Below are 16360 nucleotides of genomic sequence, written 5' to 3'. Positions count from 1 at the left end.
ATGGACCGTCCGACGAACCACCGCGTCGTCCTGAACGAACTGGGGCCGAAGGTGCCGCAAGGTGACGATCTCGAAACATGCAGCGAGCTGGTCAATTTCGTGGTCAGGCGCAGCTTGCGCCTCTCTCGCGAGATCCAGCGCTACGCCGGGCAGCGGCAGGAGCTGGCACCGACGAGCAGCCGGTTGGCGCTGGTCTTCGCCGGACTGGTGGCCAACGAGGCCATCGACTGGGTGCGGCGGTGGCCGCGGTGAGCGGGGATTCACCTCAGGGCATGGCCGAGGCGTTCAAGCGGGCTTGTATCAGCGTCCTGCTGGGCGTGATCGCCCTCTACTTCGCCGTCAGCTTGATCCAGTCGATGTGGCCCACGCTGGCGGTGATCCTCGGGGTGATCGGGCTGGTCGCGTTGATCGTCGGCGGGATCGTCATCTGGCGGCGAATGCGTGCCGAGTGGTGAACCGCATGCCGTTCGCACACGCCCCGGGCAATCACGCAAGCCGACTTTTCCTACCGATTCACCTCTAGAAACTTCCCCCTTTCGGTGTTGTAGTTTAAACAAAACCTCTTGATCGTTGCGAATACGCAACGCATAGTTGGGGCCAGTTGAACGTTGCCAAAACGCAACGCCAAACGTCGATTTCCTCAAGCGGGACTTCGCATTCGAATAACAACCGTAATTCGCAAAGGAGCAGCATTATGTCGAAAACCGGACGCTACAACTACCGCCGACCTCGCAAGGGACGCAATCGCCCGGATCGGGCGCAGCATCACATCACTGTGCGTGGTGTGCGCAAAGAGCCGCCGGATTATTACCAGCTTAGCCGGGCGGTAATCGCGATGGAATTGGAAGAAATGGGCCTGAGTAAACCCCAAGTCAGCGACGTGGCGGATCTCCTCAAAGGACTCGACGGCCAGCGACCAGGAAATACTCGACGGCCCGCCGACACCGGTCAGCCCTCCCCTACCACACCGCCCAGCACCGATCACGAAGACGAGGAGGCCAAACATGACAGTGAGTGATACCGCCCCCGACTCCCTCGTCTGGCAACTGCTGTTCTGGCCCAGCCCGTTTCGTGAAGGGGCCGCGACGTCGCTGCTGCGTCACTGGGCCGCACAAAAGCACGCACCACAGCTGATCTTGGAGGCGCGCAGCCAATACGAGAAGGACGGTGCCAGTGTCGAATATCTTGTCGGCAGCCAGCTTCGGCACGCCCACGGGGTTCGCCGTTCGGTCGAGCAACTGGTGCCTGGATCGGTTGTGACCGAGTTCGATCCCGAGGATCGCAGTTCCATCGTGACCGCGCGGCGCCTGAAACTGACCGCGACGGACTGGCCGCTGGAACCGGTCGATCGGATCGCCTCGGCTCGGTCCATCCTGAGTGCCCTCACAGCCGTCAAAGGCACTGAGCGCCTGGTGATTCAGGTCGTGCTCGGCCCGCGCCGCCACCCGATGTTGCCCCCGATTGAACAGCCGCACGGTGGGCATCAGTCGATGGCCTCGAAGGTCTTCCACGGCCTGCTGCCGGACAAACGACCGAACGCCCGTCAGGCCCTCGCCCGCAAGCTCGGCCAACACGGCTTTTCCGCCGTGATTCGCATCGGCGTCGAGGCTGGCACTGCGGAGCGGCGGAAATCCTTGCTGCTCGGCCTGGCCGCGGCGATCGGGACGGTGGAAACCGCTGGCGTGCATTTCAAGCTCGCCGAGGAGAAGGCTGGGAAGATCAACGAGCCGAAGGCCACCTGGTCGATCCTGACCCCAGCGCAGCCGCTCAGCGTGCCGGAACTGAGCCACCTGCTGGCCTGGCCGGTGAGTGAACGGGACGAGCAGTTTCCTGGGCAACCGCCGCTGCATCCCAAGCCGATTCGCCCCACCCCACCGCTGCTCACCGGGGAGCGGGTGATCGCGACCTCGAACGCACCGGGGATGAAAGAGGCGGCTATCGGGTACGGCGTCACCGACGCCATGCGGCACACCTGGCTGCTCGGGCCGAGTGGTGTGGGCAAGTCGACGATCTTGCTCAACCTGATCATTCAAGACCTGGAAGCGGGCCGTCCTGTGGTGGTGATCGAGCCGAAAGATCTTGTGGCAGACATCCTTTGCCACATACCCGAGAGCCGGAAGCACGACATCGTGGTGCTCGATGCCCTCGATGACGCGCCGGTCGGGATCAACCCGCTGGACGGTAACTACCGTGCGGGCCGTAGTCCGGAAGTGGTTGCCGACGTGATGTTTGCGATGTTCGCCGCCCTCTACGGCGATGCGCTCGGCGCGGCGAAATCCCCGCGCTCGGCCGACATCTTGCGCCACAGCCTCGAAGCGATCGCGCGGCGCGACGACGCCAGTTTGGTCATGCTGCCGATGATCCTGACCAACGAGCGGTTCCGGCGCCAGTTGACCAAGGACCTGATCAAGGAGGATCCGCTCGACGCCGGGTGGTTCTGGGAACGGTTCGAGGCCCAATCCGACGACGCCAAAGCCCACATCACCGGGCCCCTATCCAACAAGCTCCGGCCGCTGCTGGCGAAGAACCTGCGCGCGGTGGTGGCCCAGCGACACCCCAAATTCAATGTGCGCCAAGTACTGACGGAGAACAAGGTGCTGCTGGTCCCGCTGCAAAAGGGGCCGATCGGGCCGGAACTGGCCCAACTGCTCAGCGCGATCGTGCTCGCCGAACTGTCCCAGGCGATCCGCGAACGCGCCGCCGTGCCAGAGGAACAGCGGACCGAGGTGATGGTCTACGTCGACGAGGTGCAGGAGTTTCTGAAATTCTCTACTGATCTTGACGAAGCCCTGGCCTTGTTCCGATCCTTGAAAGTCGGCTACCACCTGGCCCACCAACACCAGGCACAGCTACCCGGCTACATGCTCGAAGCCTTCCGCAACAACGCCCGCAACAAGATCTGCTTCCAACTGCAACCAGGCGACGCCCGCGACATGGCCACCGGACAATCGGTGCTCAGCCCAGAGGACTTCACCCAACTGCCCGCCCACCACGTCTACGCCAGCCTGATCCGCGACAACTCCGCCCAGCCGTGGACCTCCGGTGTCACCGTGCCCCCGCCAGGAGAGAAAACCAGCGATCCGAACGAAATCCGGCGCCTGAGCCGCGAGCGCTACGGCACGCCACGCGAGGAGATCGAGGCGCAGTTCACCGAGCTAATGGAGACGGTCAATGGTCCTGGCGAGGGAAGCGGAGCCGGACGACGGAGGAGGAGCGTATGACGACGCCTAGCCCTATCGACCGCCCTTTCACGTCGACTCACTCGTCCGCATCGTCGCCGGTCAGCCCTCAATTCTCCCGAATAGGGTCAACTAATGACGGTGCCCGTAGGGGCACCGCACCCCAGCGGCCGAAACCGAAGCAGCGCCGCCGCCAGCACGACGTCACACTCATCGCACGCAGCCTCAGCGACCGCGACCTCGCGATCTTGCAGTCAGTTGCCGAACACCGATTTCTGACGCTCGCGCAGATCGAGGCACTGCACTTCATGGGCAACACGGCCTCGAACCGGGCCCGCGCCGCCCGCCGTGTTTGTGCTCGGCTGCGTGAACTTCGGGTGCTGGGTGGCCTGCCTCGTCGGGTCGGCGGCACGCGGGCGGGAGCAGATGGGCTCGTGCACTACGTCGACGTCGTCGGAGACCAACTGCTGCGGGGATCAACCGGTCGCACCGTGCGTCGCCCCCGCCTGGATCCGAGCGCGCGCTTCGTCGATCACACCCTCGCCATCGCCAGCGCGCATGTGGCGCTGATAGAGGCCGACCGGGAGCGGCGGGTGGAATTGCTGCGCTGCGAGGTCGAACCGTCGTCGTGGCGCACCTACCTCAGCGCCAGCGGCACACGTTTCACCCTCAAACCGGATTTGTATGCCGAAACCGCTCCCGAACCCGGCAGCGAGTACATCGACAGCTGGTTCATCGAGATCGACAGGGGTAACGAAAGCGTCCGACCGACCTTGCTCGCCAAATGTCATGAATACGAGGCGTACTGGCGCAGCGGCACCGAACAAGACCAAAACAACGGCGCGTTCCCCCTCGTGGTCTGGAGCATGAGCCATCCCGATCCGCACAAGGCCCAGGCGCGGCGCGACGCGCTACGACGCGCCATCGACGGCGACCGGGCACTCACTCACATCCGCTTCCACATCATCGCGCCTGAACAACTCATCGAACTAACACGCAAAGGAGGTGACCTATGATGAACGCCAAAATCACTCAGCCACAGAAGGTCTCAGCGCCACACAAGCGCTACCGCACGATCATGGCCGACCCTCCCTGGGACATTCTCCAGCGCGGTCACGTCGGCGCGATTCGTCATTACGACCTGATGACCGTCGAGCAGATCAAGAACATGCCAGTTGGCGAACTGACGGAAGACGATGCGTACCTGTGGCTGTGGGTCACCAACGGCGCCTGGCGGGCGGGCTACGACGTGATGGAGGCTTGGGGCTTCACCTATCGGTCGCCGCTTACTTGGGTCAAGCCGCGCTTGCAGCTCGGCCAGTACCTGCGCAACATGACCGAGCATGTGCTGTTCGGCACGAAAGGTAAAGCCGCAGTGAACTTCCGGGCCCAACCAACGTGGTTCATCGCCCCGGTGCAGGAGCACAGCCACAAGCCGGAAGAGCAGTTCGCGATCATCGAAAGAGTCAGTCCGGGACCGTATTTGGAGCTGTTCGCTCGGCGGCGGCAACCCGGCTGGGACGTCTGGGGCAACGAAATCGACTCCGACATCGTAATTCCCGGCTACCCGGTGCCGTCCGACGCGAAGCACCTTCAGCAGCGATACAACCAACCACGCGCAGCACCAGACGATCTCGCCGCCTGAACTGCCCCTGCCTCGTCGGTGTCCTGCGGCCGCAATCGTAAGCGCAGCAAGCGCTTACCGGCCGCTCGCACCGAGGAGGATCGCGATGCCCGACCCGTCGAGCAAGGAAATCACCCTTGCCATACGAATCGACACCGCTCGCCACGCCCAGCTCACCTGGATCGCCGAACTACGCGGCAGCAGCCTGAAGGCCGAATGCTTCAACGCAGTCGACGCCTACATCGAAGCCGCCAAGAACGATCCAGACCTCATGACACGGGCCAACGCCGCCCGTGCCGCCATCGAGGAAGAAGCGCGGGCCCGGCAAGCGGCCATCGACAACCTGTTCACCGCCACCCCGCCACCACCGCCCGTCCAGGAACCCGACGCTTCGGCACCCGCCGAAGAGTCGGGAGACCAAGCGGACAGCGAACAGCCGCCGAGCGGCAGCCGCCGTGGGCGTGGCCGACGTGGCGGACAACAGGAAGGCGAGCAGACCGACAGCTGAGATCCCACTCAGCGCCCGGTGAAAGAGGCCGGCGGATGGTGGATCGAGGGAATGCACACCCTCTCCACCGTCCACCGGCCAACACTCAAACATAACCGAGAGGAGGAACCCATGACCGAGAAATACCCAAACAGCAACGGAGGCAAGGAGACCCGAGATAACCCACCCACACCAGCACATGAAGGAAGTCCGGGCCCGGCCGTCGAACCGAATACTGACGCGACGTGGCATTTGCAGTGGGCCGTCAGCGAAGCGCTGCTGCGCACTGTCTACGACGTGATCGAGCACCCGGGCACGGACGCGCAAACCGCCGCGGCGACCGTGGCCCTTCAGGTGGTGCAGGCGACGCGCTCGTTCGACCTGACCAGCGACGCCGACCGAGAGACGCTGGCCGGGCAGGCGAACAGTGTCACCGACCGACTGCTTGAGCTGATCGACACCGCCGACGAGTTCACCGTCAGCGACCTGCAAGGAGCCGTCGAGGCACTGGCGCTGCGCATCGTGCATCACCAACTGCCAATCGGCGGCAACGAGCAGACCGAAGGGGGTGAGGATGAATGAGCGCTTCCCAAACCCGCACGCGCACAACGGTTATCCAGACAACCTGGCGGCACCGACCGGCGAAACCGAAACCAGCCCGGACACCGAGCTCGGCCACGAGCAGCAGCGGCAACTCAACCCGCGTATCTACGTCACCAAGGGGCTGCCGCTGCGAGCCGAGCTGACCGATGGCACCTGGTTGGACATGGCCCGCGACCCGGCAACGATTTCCGCCGAGCTGTACGCGGTCCTCGGCGACAAAGAAGGACACGTCGGTACCCCGCTCTACATCTGGGACCACCACGACTTCGCTGGCTTCCCGGTCACCACCGGACCACTGGGCATGGAGGGAACCCACAGCATCGAGCTGCTAGCCCAGGTTGCCCGCGGTATCGCCGAGCACGGCCCGGCCTTCGCCGCCTGGGCAGCGGCGCACGAGGAGGAGCCGCACATGTTGGCTGGCTTCGCCACGGCCTACGAGGGGCACTTCGACTCGCTAGCCGACTACGTGCGTGAGCAGTTCCGGCCCGCCGACTACGACGAAATCCTCGATCGCGTGCTTCCCACAGAGATCCGCCCCTTCGCCAGCATTGACTACGAGGCGATCGGAAACCGGTGGCAACAGGAGATGGACCTGGTGGTGTTTCCGGCTACGGGTGGTGGGGTGTGGGTGTTCGATGAAAGACAGTGAACTCAAAAGTATTCGCCATTAATTCAAGAAAGCGCGGTCCCGCCGCTTGAAATACTATGAAATTGTTGTGAAATTGTAGAAAGGCATTGCTATTTGGCAACGATTGGCGTTATAGTCGAAAAACAAAAAGGAGTAATTCAAATGAATCGCGACCAAGCTATTGCGATGGGGGAATTCTTACGCGCGAAACGCGAGCAGGCGGGGTTATCTCAAGCGGAGGTGGCCCGCCGTGCTGGCGCTGACAAGACGCAGGTCAGCCGCTTCGAGGCCGGACTGGTATTGACGCCGCGCACCGATCTGCTGCAAGCCATCGGCGCGGTGGTCGGCGTGTCCCTCACCGACATCCTCGCCGCCGGAAAATGGATTTCACCACGGGATCTGCCGAGTATGAGCCCTTACTTGCACGCCAAGTACCAGCACCTACCCGGAGATGTGTTGGAGAAGATCGAAGCCTATATTGAGACCTTGGCCCGCGAACGAGACATCAGCTTCGACGACTACAGCGAACCGCAGCGGACGAACGACGACTAATTCACCCCCACGACCCCATTAACCACAGAGAGGAGGATCGCTCAAAAGGGAGGCGTAGCAAATTCATCACGTCTTGGGCTTTAATAAAGCCAGCTATTTTGTCTTTTCAAAGAACACTCTACATCTATGAACTCAGTGAAAGGAGATTTCCTATGCACGACATTCTCACCCGCACCAGCACCAAAGCCCCACCCCTGATCCCGCGCCTGCGCGCGCTCGTTCCCCGGCGCACCGACATGACCTTCGAGGACGCACTCGCGGTCGCCGAACGACAAGCCGAAGAACTGCTGACGATCAGCGGCGCGACCTACGACCCCGCGCCCGACGACATCATCGCCACGATTCCACAGCTGGCCATCGAGTTGGCCGACAGCCCCGTCAGCAGCCTGCGGTTCTGGGACCGGCGGCGAGGACGCTGGGTCATCCAGCTGTCCCGCTCGGACGACGAACTGTCCCGTCGCCTGCACCTGGCCTACGAGTTCAAACACATCCTCGACGCCGGGACGCGCCATCGGCTCTACCGCGGCAGCCCCACCGCCTCGACGATGTGCCAAGCCGAGCAAGCCGCCTACCACTTCGCCGGATGCCTGCTAGTCCCCACCCGAGCGCTCAGCCGCGCCTGGTGGAGTGGCATGCGCGACGTGCGCCAACTCGCGAACTACTTCCAAGTCAGCACCGACATCCTCAAAGTCCGACTCAGCCAAATCGGCCTCATACCCAGCAACGCCATAACTGACCAATTCAAGTTCGCCCTCGCTCGTGGCATGCGCCGCGAATGGCAGGGAGTGGCGGCATGACACGCCGAATCGTCGACCGCAACCCGACCGCCGACTTTCCCGCCGCCGTCTTGTTCCTGTCCATCGCATCGGCATCGAGCCCGACCTCATCCAGCGGCGAACCGCTCGCCATCCAGGCACAGCGCGAAGCCGGTCACCACAAGGCCAGCGCCCTCGGCGTCGGCGTAGTCAAGGAATTCATCGAAATCGGCGCACCCGCCACGAGCCTCAGGCAACGGCCGACACTGCGGGCGATGCTCGACTACCTCACCACCCACCCGGAAGTCCGCACCGCCCTCTTCCCCAGCCCCGGACGCTTCGCGCGAAGCCTCGCCCACACACAGCAGTTACTCGACACCTTCGAATCCCTCAGCGTCGCAGTCATCTTCAGCCGCGACGGTGACGATCAGCGCATTGGCTGGGGTAACGATCGCCGAAAAGCCTTGGACCGCAGCCTATCCCCTATCGCACCCACAGGAGGTACCCGCCCATGACCATCGACAGCAGAGTCAGCCTCGACACCATCCTCGACCTCGCTGTTTCCTACCTTCGCGTATCCAGCAAGAAGCAGCTCGACACCGCCCGAGACATCGACCCTGACGGAAATTCCGTTGCCACGCAACGTGATTACATCGATCGCAAGGCGGCCAGCCTGCCAGCTCGCGTAGCCAAGGAGTTCTTCGACCCTGGCATCTCGGCCCAAACGATCGACAAACGACGCGAGTTCCAGGATCTGATCGAGCACCTCAAGCAACACCCGGAGATCAAATACGTCATCGTCTACGCCCGCTCCCGCGCCTTCCGCAACTACATCGACGCCGCCATCACCAAGCGGCTGCTAGACAAGCTCGACGTGAAGCTGGTTTCCGCTCGCGAGGACTTCGGCGAGGGCATCTTCGCCGAAGCGATGGAGGCCATCACCGACATTTTCAACGACGTACAGAACAAGCTGTCGGGTGAAGACATCCGAATCAAGATGCGCAACAAGGCGATCAAGGGCGGCACCATCAGCGTCGCCAAGATCGGCTACCTGAACACCCGCGTCGACGTCGACGGGCGACTGGTCAACACCATCAGCCTCGACGAAACCCGCGCACCCCTAGTCCTCAAAGCCTTCGAGCTCTACGCCACCGGCAAATACTCCCTGCAACGACTCGAAGCCACCATGGCCGACCTCGGACTCCGATCACGACGCGACGGCACCGCGCTGACCGACAGCACACTACGCAAGATGCTGGCCGACCCCTACTACCTCGGCTACCTCGTCTACAAAGGCGAAATCTACCAAGGCCGCCACGAACCGATCGTCGGACAGGAACTCTTCGACCGAGTCCAAGACGTCCTCAACGCACGCAGTGCCCGCGGACAACGCGACCGTGTCCACCAGCACTACCTCAAAGGCGGCCTGTTCTGCCAACGCTGCCACGACGCCGGACGCACCGCCCGGCTGATCTACCTCGAAGCCAAAGGCGGCAACGGCGGAACCTACCGCTACTACGTCTGCCGAGGCCGCCAAGACGGACTCTGCGACCTGCCCTACCTACGCGTCGAAGCCATCGAGGCCGCCATCGCCGACCACTACCACGGACTGCAACTGCCCGCCACATTCATCACCGAAGCCCGCACCCTGCTCCACGACACCCTCGCCAACGAACAAGCCGCCACCCGCACCATGCGCGAGACCCTCCAACGCACCCTCAAAGATCTCGACACCCAAGAAAACCGGCTCCTGGAACTGGCCATGACCGACGCCATGCCACAAGCCAAGATCCGCGCCAAACTGCTCGCCATCGCCACCCAACGCGAGCGCATCACCGACAACCTCAACGAAACCGCCGCCGAACTCGACGCAGGCGCCGACGTCCTCCACAACGCACTCCACCTACTCGCCAACCCCCACCAGCTCTACGCCGGAGCCACCAACAAAGCCCGCCGCCACCTCAACCAGACCTTCTTCCAACGGCTCTACCTCGACGACACCGTCGTCACCGACGACGAGAAGACCCCCCTATTCCAAGAGATGGCCGAGGCCAAACAGACCTATCTCCAACGCCACAGCCAGATAGACCCGAACACCCCTACACACAGCGAACGAACCAGCCCCCGCACCGCAAACCAGTCCGAACATGGCGGAAGCCTCCGCGATGCGGAGGCTTCCGAAGCTCACCCAGAGCTGCCCACCTTGGCTGGCGTTCTTACGGACGCTAGTTCAAGTAAGGCAGCTGTGGTCGGGGTGACAGGATTTGAACCTGCGACCCTCCGCTCCCAAAGCGGATGCGCTACCAAGCTGCGCTACACCCCGATACACCCCAGAAGGGACAGAGCGGGCGACGGGAATCGAACCCGCACCATCAGCTTGGAAGGCTGAGGTTCTACCATTGAACTACGCCCGCAGGCATACGACACCGATGGGATCGCCACGATGCCGTCTGCGTCTGAGACTGTACCGAACGTCGCTTCTCGAACGCCAATCGGCTCGTCGGTACCGGAAGTTGTCGGCGCGTCGCGTGCGACACGCGAACACGCCCGGGCGCGACACACCGCAAGAGCTGTAACACCGCAGGCAGACAAGCGATCTCACCAGCGATCGCCATTCGCGAGGCACCGTAACAGGTTGTAAAACATCGCATTTCGGTGTCGAGTGGCTTGCTAGGATCCTTTTTGCCGGACGGGGGTATCTGGAAAGGGGGCGGTGAGCGTGCGCCGATGGTGTACAGGACCGCATAGCAGTGAGCACGATCCGGAGGGCGTGACCGGCGATACCGTCGGCACAGACGGCGTCTGCGCGGGGTGAGGGCGATGCCCACCGACACCGACGCCCGGACCACGGCGGCCATCGCCGCCACCACTCGCGAGTGGGCCCGAGCCGTGCACAGCGGCAGCGGCCTGACGGTCCCGAAGCAACATCTCGAGCAGCTGTTCGCGGCCATCGTCGCCGAACTGCTGGATCTGGCGGGAGGCGAACCGTTTCCGGTCGCGGCGGCCCGCGCGATCGGCCGCAGGTTGGCCGAGGCGCCGTTCGACCGGACCCGCATGCTCGCCCCGGCGACCCGGGCCCTGTTGGGTTTCGCGCCGGGCGAACCGGGTTCGCTGGTCGGCACGCGCTGGTCGTTCGTGGCCAGCCATGCCATCGACAGCTACGCCGAGGCGCTGCAACAGCGCGCGCTCGCGCAGCAGGAACGCAGCCTGTCGGAGAAGGTCTCGGTGCGCGTGCGGGAGATCACCGCCCTGCAGAACCGGCTGCGCCACGAGGCGACCCACGACGCGCTGACCGATCTCGCGAACCGGTCGCTGCTCCAGGAGCGGGTGCGCCAGATGGCCGCCGACCGATCCCGCGGCGTCGGCCTGCTGCTGCTGGATCTGGACGACTTCAAGCAGATCAACGACGGCTTCGGCCACACCGTCGGCGACGAGGTGCTGGTCGAGATCTCCCGGCGGCTGCGCGCGATCTGCCCGGAGGAGACGGTCGTATGCCGTTACGGCGGAGACGAATTCGTGCTCGCCCTGCCCGCCCGCCGCGACACCCTGAGCGAGGTCGCGATGGGTGTGCTGGCCGCGCTGCGCGATCCGGTCAAGACGACATCGGGCCCGATCCCGGTCTCGGCAAGCGTGGGCACCGCGTTCTGCCCGCCCGGCCGCGTCTGCGACTTCTCCGACCTACTGCGCAGCGCCGACCGCGCGATGTACTCGGCGAAGACCGCGGGCAAGCGCCGCTTCGCGCTGTCGGAGATCGACGAGGAGGTTGAGCCAGCGCCCCTGGCCGACACCCGCCCGATCTACGACACCGCGGTCGCCGGATAAGCCGCGCTCGGGGGGTCGCTCGGCCGAACCGTGGTCACCGGCTGAATCGCGGGCGCGAGGCTTGCTCACCCGACGCGAGAGCGAACGGCGCTCGGGGCCATCCCGCCCGAACCACCTCGCCGGATAAGTCGGGTTCGTGCGGGCGACGCGTACGCTGGTCGTCGTGGCACTCTTGCTGATTCTTCTGGTCGTGGTGCTGATCGTGTTCGTGGCGGTGACGTTCGCGGGGCGCAACTCGCGCAATCGTCAGGCAACCCAGTTGGCCGATGCCAAGGCCGACGCGCGGCGGCTGATCGAACGCCTCGGGGGCCAGGTGTACAACCTGACCGGGACCGACACCGCCTCCAAGCAGGCCCTCGCCGACGCGGGCGAGCGGCTCAACGCGGCCGGTTCGCAGATCGAACAGGCGACGACGGTCGCGCAGGCCAGGCTGGCGAAGGAGACCGCGCTGGAGGGCCTGTACTACATTCGCGCGGCCCGCACGGCCATGGGCCTGGATCCCGGCCCGGCGGTACCCGAACTCGACGGTCAACGCACGGCCGGGCGGGTCACCGAGGATCGCACCGTCGACTTCGACGGCCGCAGCATCGAGGCGTCGCCGACGCCGTCGGCGCAGACCCCGAACTACTACCCCGGCGGCCGCGTCGCGGGCCGTCCGGTCCCGGCCGGGTGGTACTCCGAGCCGTGGTGGAAGACCGCCCTCGTGGCGGGCGCCTGGGGCGTGGGTTCGGTGCTGCTGTTCGACGCGCTGTTCAGCGGGATGTCGGGAGTCGCCTACGGCGCCACCGGTTTCGAGAGCGGCTACGGCGAGGGCTACGACGCCGGATTCGACGCCGGGCAGGCCGCCGACGGCGGCTTCGACCAGCAGGGCGCCTACGACGGCGGCGATTACGGCGGCGGCTACGACAGCGGCGACTTCGGCGGCGGTTACGACGGGAGTGGGTTCGACGGCGGTGGAGGATTCGACGGGGGCGGGTTCGACGGGGGCGGGTTCGACGGCGGGTTCTGACCCGCCATCAACTGCAAATGATCTGCGACGCGAGCACTTTCGGCTGCTGCTGAGCATCCGACGTCGTAGAGGGACAAGTCGTCAGCTGTCGCATCCGTCCAACAGTCCCGTGATCCGCGCCAGCGGAACACCAGTGTGCCATCTCTCTGGTTCCAAATCCGGCGTCAGTTGCCGGTTACCTTCCATGCACCCGCGGACGGCGGCCGTGGTGGCGGTCCGTCGAGATCGGGTTCCAGATGGGCTGGATTCCTCGTGCGTCGGCATCCCCTGCATCTGTCATCCGGCCCTGCTTTCGGCGATAAATCGCCTCCTCTATTCGTTTCCGGCCAGAGACGTTCCAAGACCGAGCGATAAGCGATAGACGCTGAGAAGCGAATTGCCGACCTGATGTCAGCTCAACTCGACGCTGAAGCACAAAATTGCGTCACGCCACGCCGCACAATGATCGCCGCCACAGTAAGGGCTAGCAGCTTGTCGCTACCGAACGGCAACAGCGATGCGACTGCCGCGACATCGGCAGTGAAATCCCCGGTCAGCTGCGAGGCGATCCGGCTGCCGCATACTGCTTCCCGGAAGGAGTCGATACGCTCGTCAAACCACTGCCTGCCGAAGCGGCGGTTGCCGTCCTCGTCCTGGGGTCCCGCACCGAAGCCGTCGCCGAGCAGATAGGAGCCGAGCGCGGCGAGCAACTCCTCTTCACCATATTCGCTGAAATCGGGCATCTCTTCGGTCATGGGCGGACTCCTCGGAGTTCTCTGGCAATCATCTGTGCAAGGACAACACCGACCACCCGTCGGAAGAATGCGAAGGTGTCGCGGGTGGATTCGATTGCTTCGTCGGCGCTGGACAATGCCGAGAAAAGCGAACTATCCATGATGCCGCTGACGAGTTGGTGGTACGAAAGCGGCTGCGATAGGTCCAGCAACCGATCAATATTCTTCACCCCCCACGTGTCGAGAGCCGCACGCGCGCCACTGCTTTGAAACTGCTCGACCCCGGCGCGAATCGCCGCGAAATCCGTCGCATCGAGATAGGTCTCCATTCCCGGTTCCCGATCGTCGGCGAATCCTTGAATCACACTCATTGCTCGTTGTGGATCGCCGTCGATCCACATATCGTAGCCCTGAATAGTTTTGTAGTAACCCGGAGTGTGGAAGGTCGTGTCGAACGCTGGGTGCACCTGCAACGCGGTCCAGCAGCGTGCTTCGAGAGGCCGATCCACGGCCGTTCCGAGTTTCATCATTTCGACCAGCCCCCAACTGAGGGCTAGAGTTTGGGCGAAGGTTGGTCCCGCCACTGTCGCCAGGCGGTCGATGCGGCTCTGAATATCGGGATGAGTTTCCGGCGGCCGCACATACAGCGGATTCGACGTCACGCTGATGGCCATCAGCCCGACAATCGCGTAGGATACGGCGGCGAGACGATGCTGCTGCGCTCCACCGAGCATCCGGCTAACGAGTTCGACCCCGAGCGCATCTGCCTCGAACTCGAACCGGTGCTGCTTGTCACGGCGCAGCTGTGAGCGCTGCGTCGCTGTATGGTGCAATAAAATATGGCTCATTTCGTGTGCGATCAGAAACAGCAACGCTACCGCCCGAGCACCGCTCGATTCGTCATCACGAAGCGCATTCTTCCGAGAGAACGAGGATGCGACCTGAGCCGAAACACCGACAGCGCGTTGATGATGGATATAGTACCGGATGCTGGCCGCACCCGCCAAGATCACATCCTCCTCCGGATTCGCCCGACCGCTCTCTATCTCCCATGACCGGCGCAGCAATGACAAAATGCGAAATCTTCCTTTGGAACGAGCCCAGGCCCGCAGCAGATCACCGATCAACGCGAGCAGAGAAAGCTGCGCATCCGAGATTCTGATCAGATGGGAGCCGTCCGCGAAGCGTACGGTGGTCGCCTCGCTCAGTTCGGTGTCGTGGACGAAGATCTCGGTACGAGCGATCACCGCTCGCTGCTCCTCCGGCAAGTGCGCCGCGAGGTCGCACATAGCCGCGGTTAGACCCGTATCCGTCAGACTTTGAATGCTTCCGTATTCACGCAGCTTCTCATCCACGAAGCCGAGCAGATCGCGACCTTGCTGGTGACTGCGGAGTAGGGCGAATTTCTTCTCACGCTGAGACCGCAAGAAATTTTTCCGCCGTGCAGCCATCGACGGCTCGTCAGCCATCTCTTCTGCCATCTGCCAACCGTCCGGGTCGTACTGTACCGCCATAGATCGGCCCCACCCTACTAGCGAAGACGAGAACGGCGGCGTGTCACAATAACCGGCACGCCGTCGATTCAACGTCTCTACACAGCGATGTCGCGTCAGCTCTGCTGACACCCGGGGCACCAGAACAGGTTTCGCCCGTCCAGCACCGCGTGCAGCACGGTCGACCCGCACACCCGGCACGCCTCCCCCGCCCGCCGATACACATACGTCCGCGGCCTGCCCTCCGCATAGGAGGGCGCGCCACGATCGTGCTCACGCCGCACGACCACGATCTTGCCGCGCCGCACCCCGGTCCGCATGAGCTCCACCAGATCGGCCCACAGCTCGGCCCATTCGGTCGCCGACACCTCCCGACCCGGCCTATGCGGTGAAATACCGTGCCGGAACAGCAGTTCCGCGCGATACACATTGCCCACCCCGGCCACCACGGCCTGATCCATCAGCAGCGCCCCGATCGGCCGGGTGGACTTGCGGATACGCTGCCAGGCCCGATCGGGATCGGCATTGCGGCGCAACGGATCCGGGCCCAGCCGCGCGGTGAGGGCGGCCACCTCGGGTTCGTGCAGGACCTCACAGGCGTTCGGCCCGCGCAGATCGGTGCCGTACACCTCGGTGCCCGCGCGGCCCGCCCCGATCATCCGCATCCGCACCTGCCCCACCGGATCCGGCAGCGGCGCGGGCGATTCGGTGAACGTGCCGTACAGCCCGAGGTGCACGTGCACGATCAGCCCGGAGTCGTAGTAGTGCAGCAGATGTTTGCCCCACGCCTCGGCGCGCACCAGCACCCGCCCGTCGATGAGCGCGGCGCCCTCGGCGAAGCGGCCCTGGGGGCTGGACACCCGCACCACGCCCTTGGCGAACCGCTGGTTGTGCGAGCGCGCCAGCCGGTGCAGCGTATGCCCCTCGGGCATGACCTACCTCTCGAAAAACCTTGCGCGCGAGATCAATTCGGCACGGCGGGGGCCTCGCCGGACTTCTCGTACTCGGCGATGATGTCGATGCGGCGCTGGTGGCGCGCCTCCTGCGACCACGGGGTGGCGATGAACGCGTCGACGATCGCGAGCGCCTCCTCGAGCGGATGCATGCGGCCGCCGATGCCCATCAACTGCGCGTTGTTGTGCTCGCGGGCCAGCTTCGCGGTCTCCACGCTCCACGCGAGCGCGCAGCGGGCGCCGGGAACCTTGTTGGCGGCGATCTGCTCGCCGTTGCCGCTGCCGCCGAACACGATGCCCAGGCTGCCCGGGTCGGCGACCACGCGACGGGCGGCGTCGATGCAGAACGCGGGGTAGTCGTCGACGGCGTCGTATTCGTGCGCCCCGCAATCGAAGACGTCGTGACCGGCCTGCTCGAGATGGGCCTTGACGTGGTTCTTCAGTTCGAATCCGGCGTGATCGGCACCCAGGTATACGCGCATGGGACCCGATTCTGTCAGGCGGGCGAGATTCCCCTCGCGCCGGGATAACACCGGAGGCCG

At 64.2% G+C, this 16360-nt stretch carries 19 protein-coding genes, 2 tRNA genes and 1 pseudogene; 15 read left to right on the top strand and 7 right to left on the bottom strand.

Annotated features, from left to right (window positions below; genetic code table 11):
• The 13 genes and pseudogenes from ACWDSJ_RS14245 to ACWDSJ_RS14185 form a co-directional block, all read left to right on the top strand.
• Entirely contained in the window at positions 1-252 is a 252-nt protein-coding gene (locus tag ACWDSJ_RS14245) for a hypothetical protein (RefSeq protein ID WP_450032110.1), read from the top strand.
• Complete coding sequence (locus ACWDSJ_RS14240) at positions 240-455, top strand: hypothetical protein (RefSeq protein WP_450032108.1); 216 nt, start codon at positions 240-242, stop codon at positions 453-455. The genes ACWDSJ_RS14245 and ACWDSJ_RS14240 overlap by 13 nt, the downstream gene beginning before the upstream one ends.
• Positions 456-694: 239 nt before the next feature.
• On the top strand, positions 695-1018 hold the full coding sequence (locus tag ACWDSJ_RS14235; RefSeq protein WP_450032106.1) for a hypothetical protein: 324 nt from the start codon (positions 695-697) through the stop codon (positions 1016-1018).
• Positions 1005-3221 (top strand): type IV secretory system conjugative DNA transfer family protein, encoded by a 2217-nt coding sequence (locus tag ACWDSJ_RS14230; protein WP_450032104.1) that lies wholly within the window; start codon positions 1005-1007, stop codon positions 3219-3221. Before ACWDSJ_RS14235 ends, ACWDSJ_RS14230 begins: the two co-directional genes overlap by 14 nt.
• Positions 3218-4195: a replication-relaxation family protein gene (locus tag ACWDSJ_RS14225; protein ID WP_450032102.1), complete on the top strand. Its 978-nt coding sequence runs from the start codon at positions 3218-3220 to the stop codon at positions 4193-4195. Before ACWDSJ_RS14230 ends, ACWDSJ_RS14225 begins: the two co-directional genes overlap by 4 nt.
• Positions 4192-4824, top strand: coding sequence for an MT-A70 family methyltransferase (locus ACWDSJ_RS14220; protein WP_450032100.1), 633 nt, complete (start codon positions 4192-4194; stop codon positions 4822-4824). The genes ACWDSJ_RS14225 and ACWDSJ_RS14220 overlap by 4 nt, the downstream gene beginning before the upstream one ends.
• Positions 4825-4909: 85 nt before the next feature.
• Positions 4910-5311, top strand: coding sequence for a hypothetical protein (locus ACWDSJ_RS14215; RefSeq protein WP_450032098.1), 402 nt, complete (start codon positions 4910-4912; stop codon positions 5309-5311).
• Between the two features lie 111 nt (positions 5312-5422).
• The gene (locus ACWDSJ_RS14210; RefSeq protein ID WP_450032096.1) at positions 5423-5872 is read left to right on the top strand and encodes a hypothetical protein; all 450 of its coding nucleotides are present in this window, start codon (positions 5423-5425) and stop codon (positions 5870-5872) included.
• Positions 5865-6542, top strand: a complete 678-nt coding sequence (locus tag ACWDSJ_RS14205) for an antirestriction protein ArdA (protein WP_450032095.1) — start codon at positions 5865-5867, stop codon at positions 6540-6542. Before ACWDSJ_RS14210 ends, ACWDSJ_RS14205 begins: the two co-directional genes overlap by 8 nt.
• Positions 6543-6683: 141 nt before the next feature.
• Positions 6684-7073 carry a helix-turn-helix domain-containing protein gene (locus ACWDSJ_RS14200; protein WP_450032093.1) on the top strand — a complete coding sequence of 130 codons (390 nt, stop codon included), beginning with the start codon at positions 6684-6686 and terminating at the stop codon, positions 7071-7073.
• Positions 7074-7225: 152 nt separating this feature from the next.
• On the top strand, positions 7226-7870 hold the full coding sequence (locus ACWDSJ_RS14195; protein WP_450032091.1) for an ImmA/IrrE family metallo-endopeptidase: 645 nt from the start codon (positions 7226-7228) through the stop codon (positions 7868-7870).
• Entirely contained in the window at positions 7867-8343 is a 477-nt protein-coding gene (locus ACWDSJ_RS14190; RefSeq protein WP_450032089.1) for a recombinase family protein, read from the top strand. Before ACWDSJ_RS14195 ends, ACWDSJ_RS14190 begins: the two co-directional genes overlap by 4 nt.
• A pseudogene (locus ACWDSJ_RS14185) lies at positions 8340-9371 on the top strand (recombinase family protein); the annotation flags it as partial. The gene ACWDSJ_RS14190 and the pseudogene ACWDSJ_RS14185, both read left to right, overlap by 4 nt.
• Before the next feature lie 18 nt (positions 9372-9389).
• Here the strand turns inward: ACWDSJ_RS14185 and ACWDSJ_RS14180 are convergent.
• The 3 genes from ACWDSJ_RS14180 to ACWDSJ_RS14170 form a co-directional block, all read right to left on the bottom strand.
• Positions 9390-9719, bottom strand: a complete 330-nt coding sequence (locus ACWDSJ_RS14180) for a hypothetical protein (RefSeq protein WP_450032087.1) — start codon at positions 9717-9719, stop codon at positions 9390-9392.
• A 355-nt stretch (positions 9720-10074) separates the two neighbouring features.
• A tRNA-Pro gene (locus tag ACWDSJ_RS14175) sits at positions 10075-10151 on the bottom strand.
• A 20-nt stretch (positions 10152-10171) separates the two neighbouring features.
• Positions 10172-10242 (bottom strand) — tRNA-Gly (locus tag ACWDSJ_RS14170).
• 406 nt (positions 10243-10648) lie between these two features.
• On the opposite strand from ACWDSJ_RS14170, the gene ACWDSJ_RS14165 reads away from it, so the two are divergent.
• Both ACWDSJ_RS14165 and ACWDSJ_RS14160 read left to right on the top strand, forming a co-directional pair.
• Complete coding sequence (locus ACWDSJ_RS14165; protein ID WP_450032085.1) at positions 10649-11650, top strand: diguanylate cyclase domain-containing protein; 1002 nt, start codon at positions 10649-10651, stop codon at positions 11648-11650.
• Positions 11651-11813: 163 nt separating this feature from the next.
• Positions 11814-12659, top strand: a complete 846-nt coding sequence (locus ACWDSJ_RS14160) for a DUF1542 domain-containing protein (RefSeq protein ID WP_450032083.1) — start codon at positions 11814-11816, stop codon at positions 12657-12659.
• 395 nt (positions 12660-13054) lie between these two features.
• Here the strand turns inward: ACWDSJ_RS14160 and ACWDSJ_RS14155 are convergent, their stop codons facing one another.
• The 4 genes from ACWDSJ_RS14155 to ACWDSJ_RS14140 all read right to left on the bottom strand — a co-directional run bounded on the left by ACWDSJ_RS14155 (position 13055) and on the right by ACWDSJ_RS14140 (position 16300).
• Entirely contained in the window at positions 13055-13393 is a 339-nt protein-coding gene (locus tag ACWDSJ_RS14155; RefSeq protein ID WP_450032082.1) for a hypothetical protein, read from the bottom strand.
• Entirely contained in the window at positions 13390-14853 is a 1464-nt protein-coding gene (locus ACWDSJ_RS14150; RefSeq protein ID WP_450032080.1) for a hypothetical protein, read from the bottom strand. Before ACWDSJ_RS14150 ends, ACWDSJ_RS14155 begins: the two co-directional genes overlap by 4 nt.
• Positions 14854-14981: 128 nt before the next feature.
• Positions 14982-15797: an Fpg/Nei family DNA glycosylase gene (locus ACWDSJ_RS14145; RefSeq protein ID WP_450032078.1), complete on the bottom strand. Its 816-nt coding sequence runs from the start codon at positions 15795-15797 to the stop codon at positions 14982-14984.
• Between the two features lie 32 nt (positions 15798-15829).
• Positions 15830-16300: a ribose-5-phosphate isomerase gene (locus ACWDSJ_RS14140; RefSeq protein WP_387367241.1), complete on the bottom strand. Its 471-nt coding sequence runs from the start codon at positions 16298-16300 to the stop codon at positions 15830-15832.
• Positions 16301-16360 lie beyond the last annotated feature (60 nt).

The sequence above is a fragment of the Nocardia sp. NPDC003482 genome (assembly GCF_053588115.1).
Note: the sequence above shows the minus strand (reverse complement) of the source record. Positions and strands in the feature narration are given on the sequence as shown.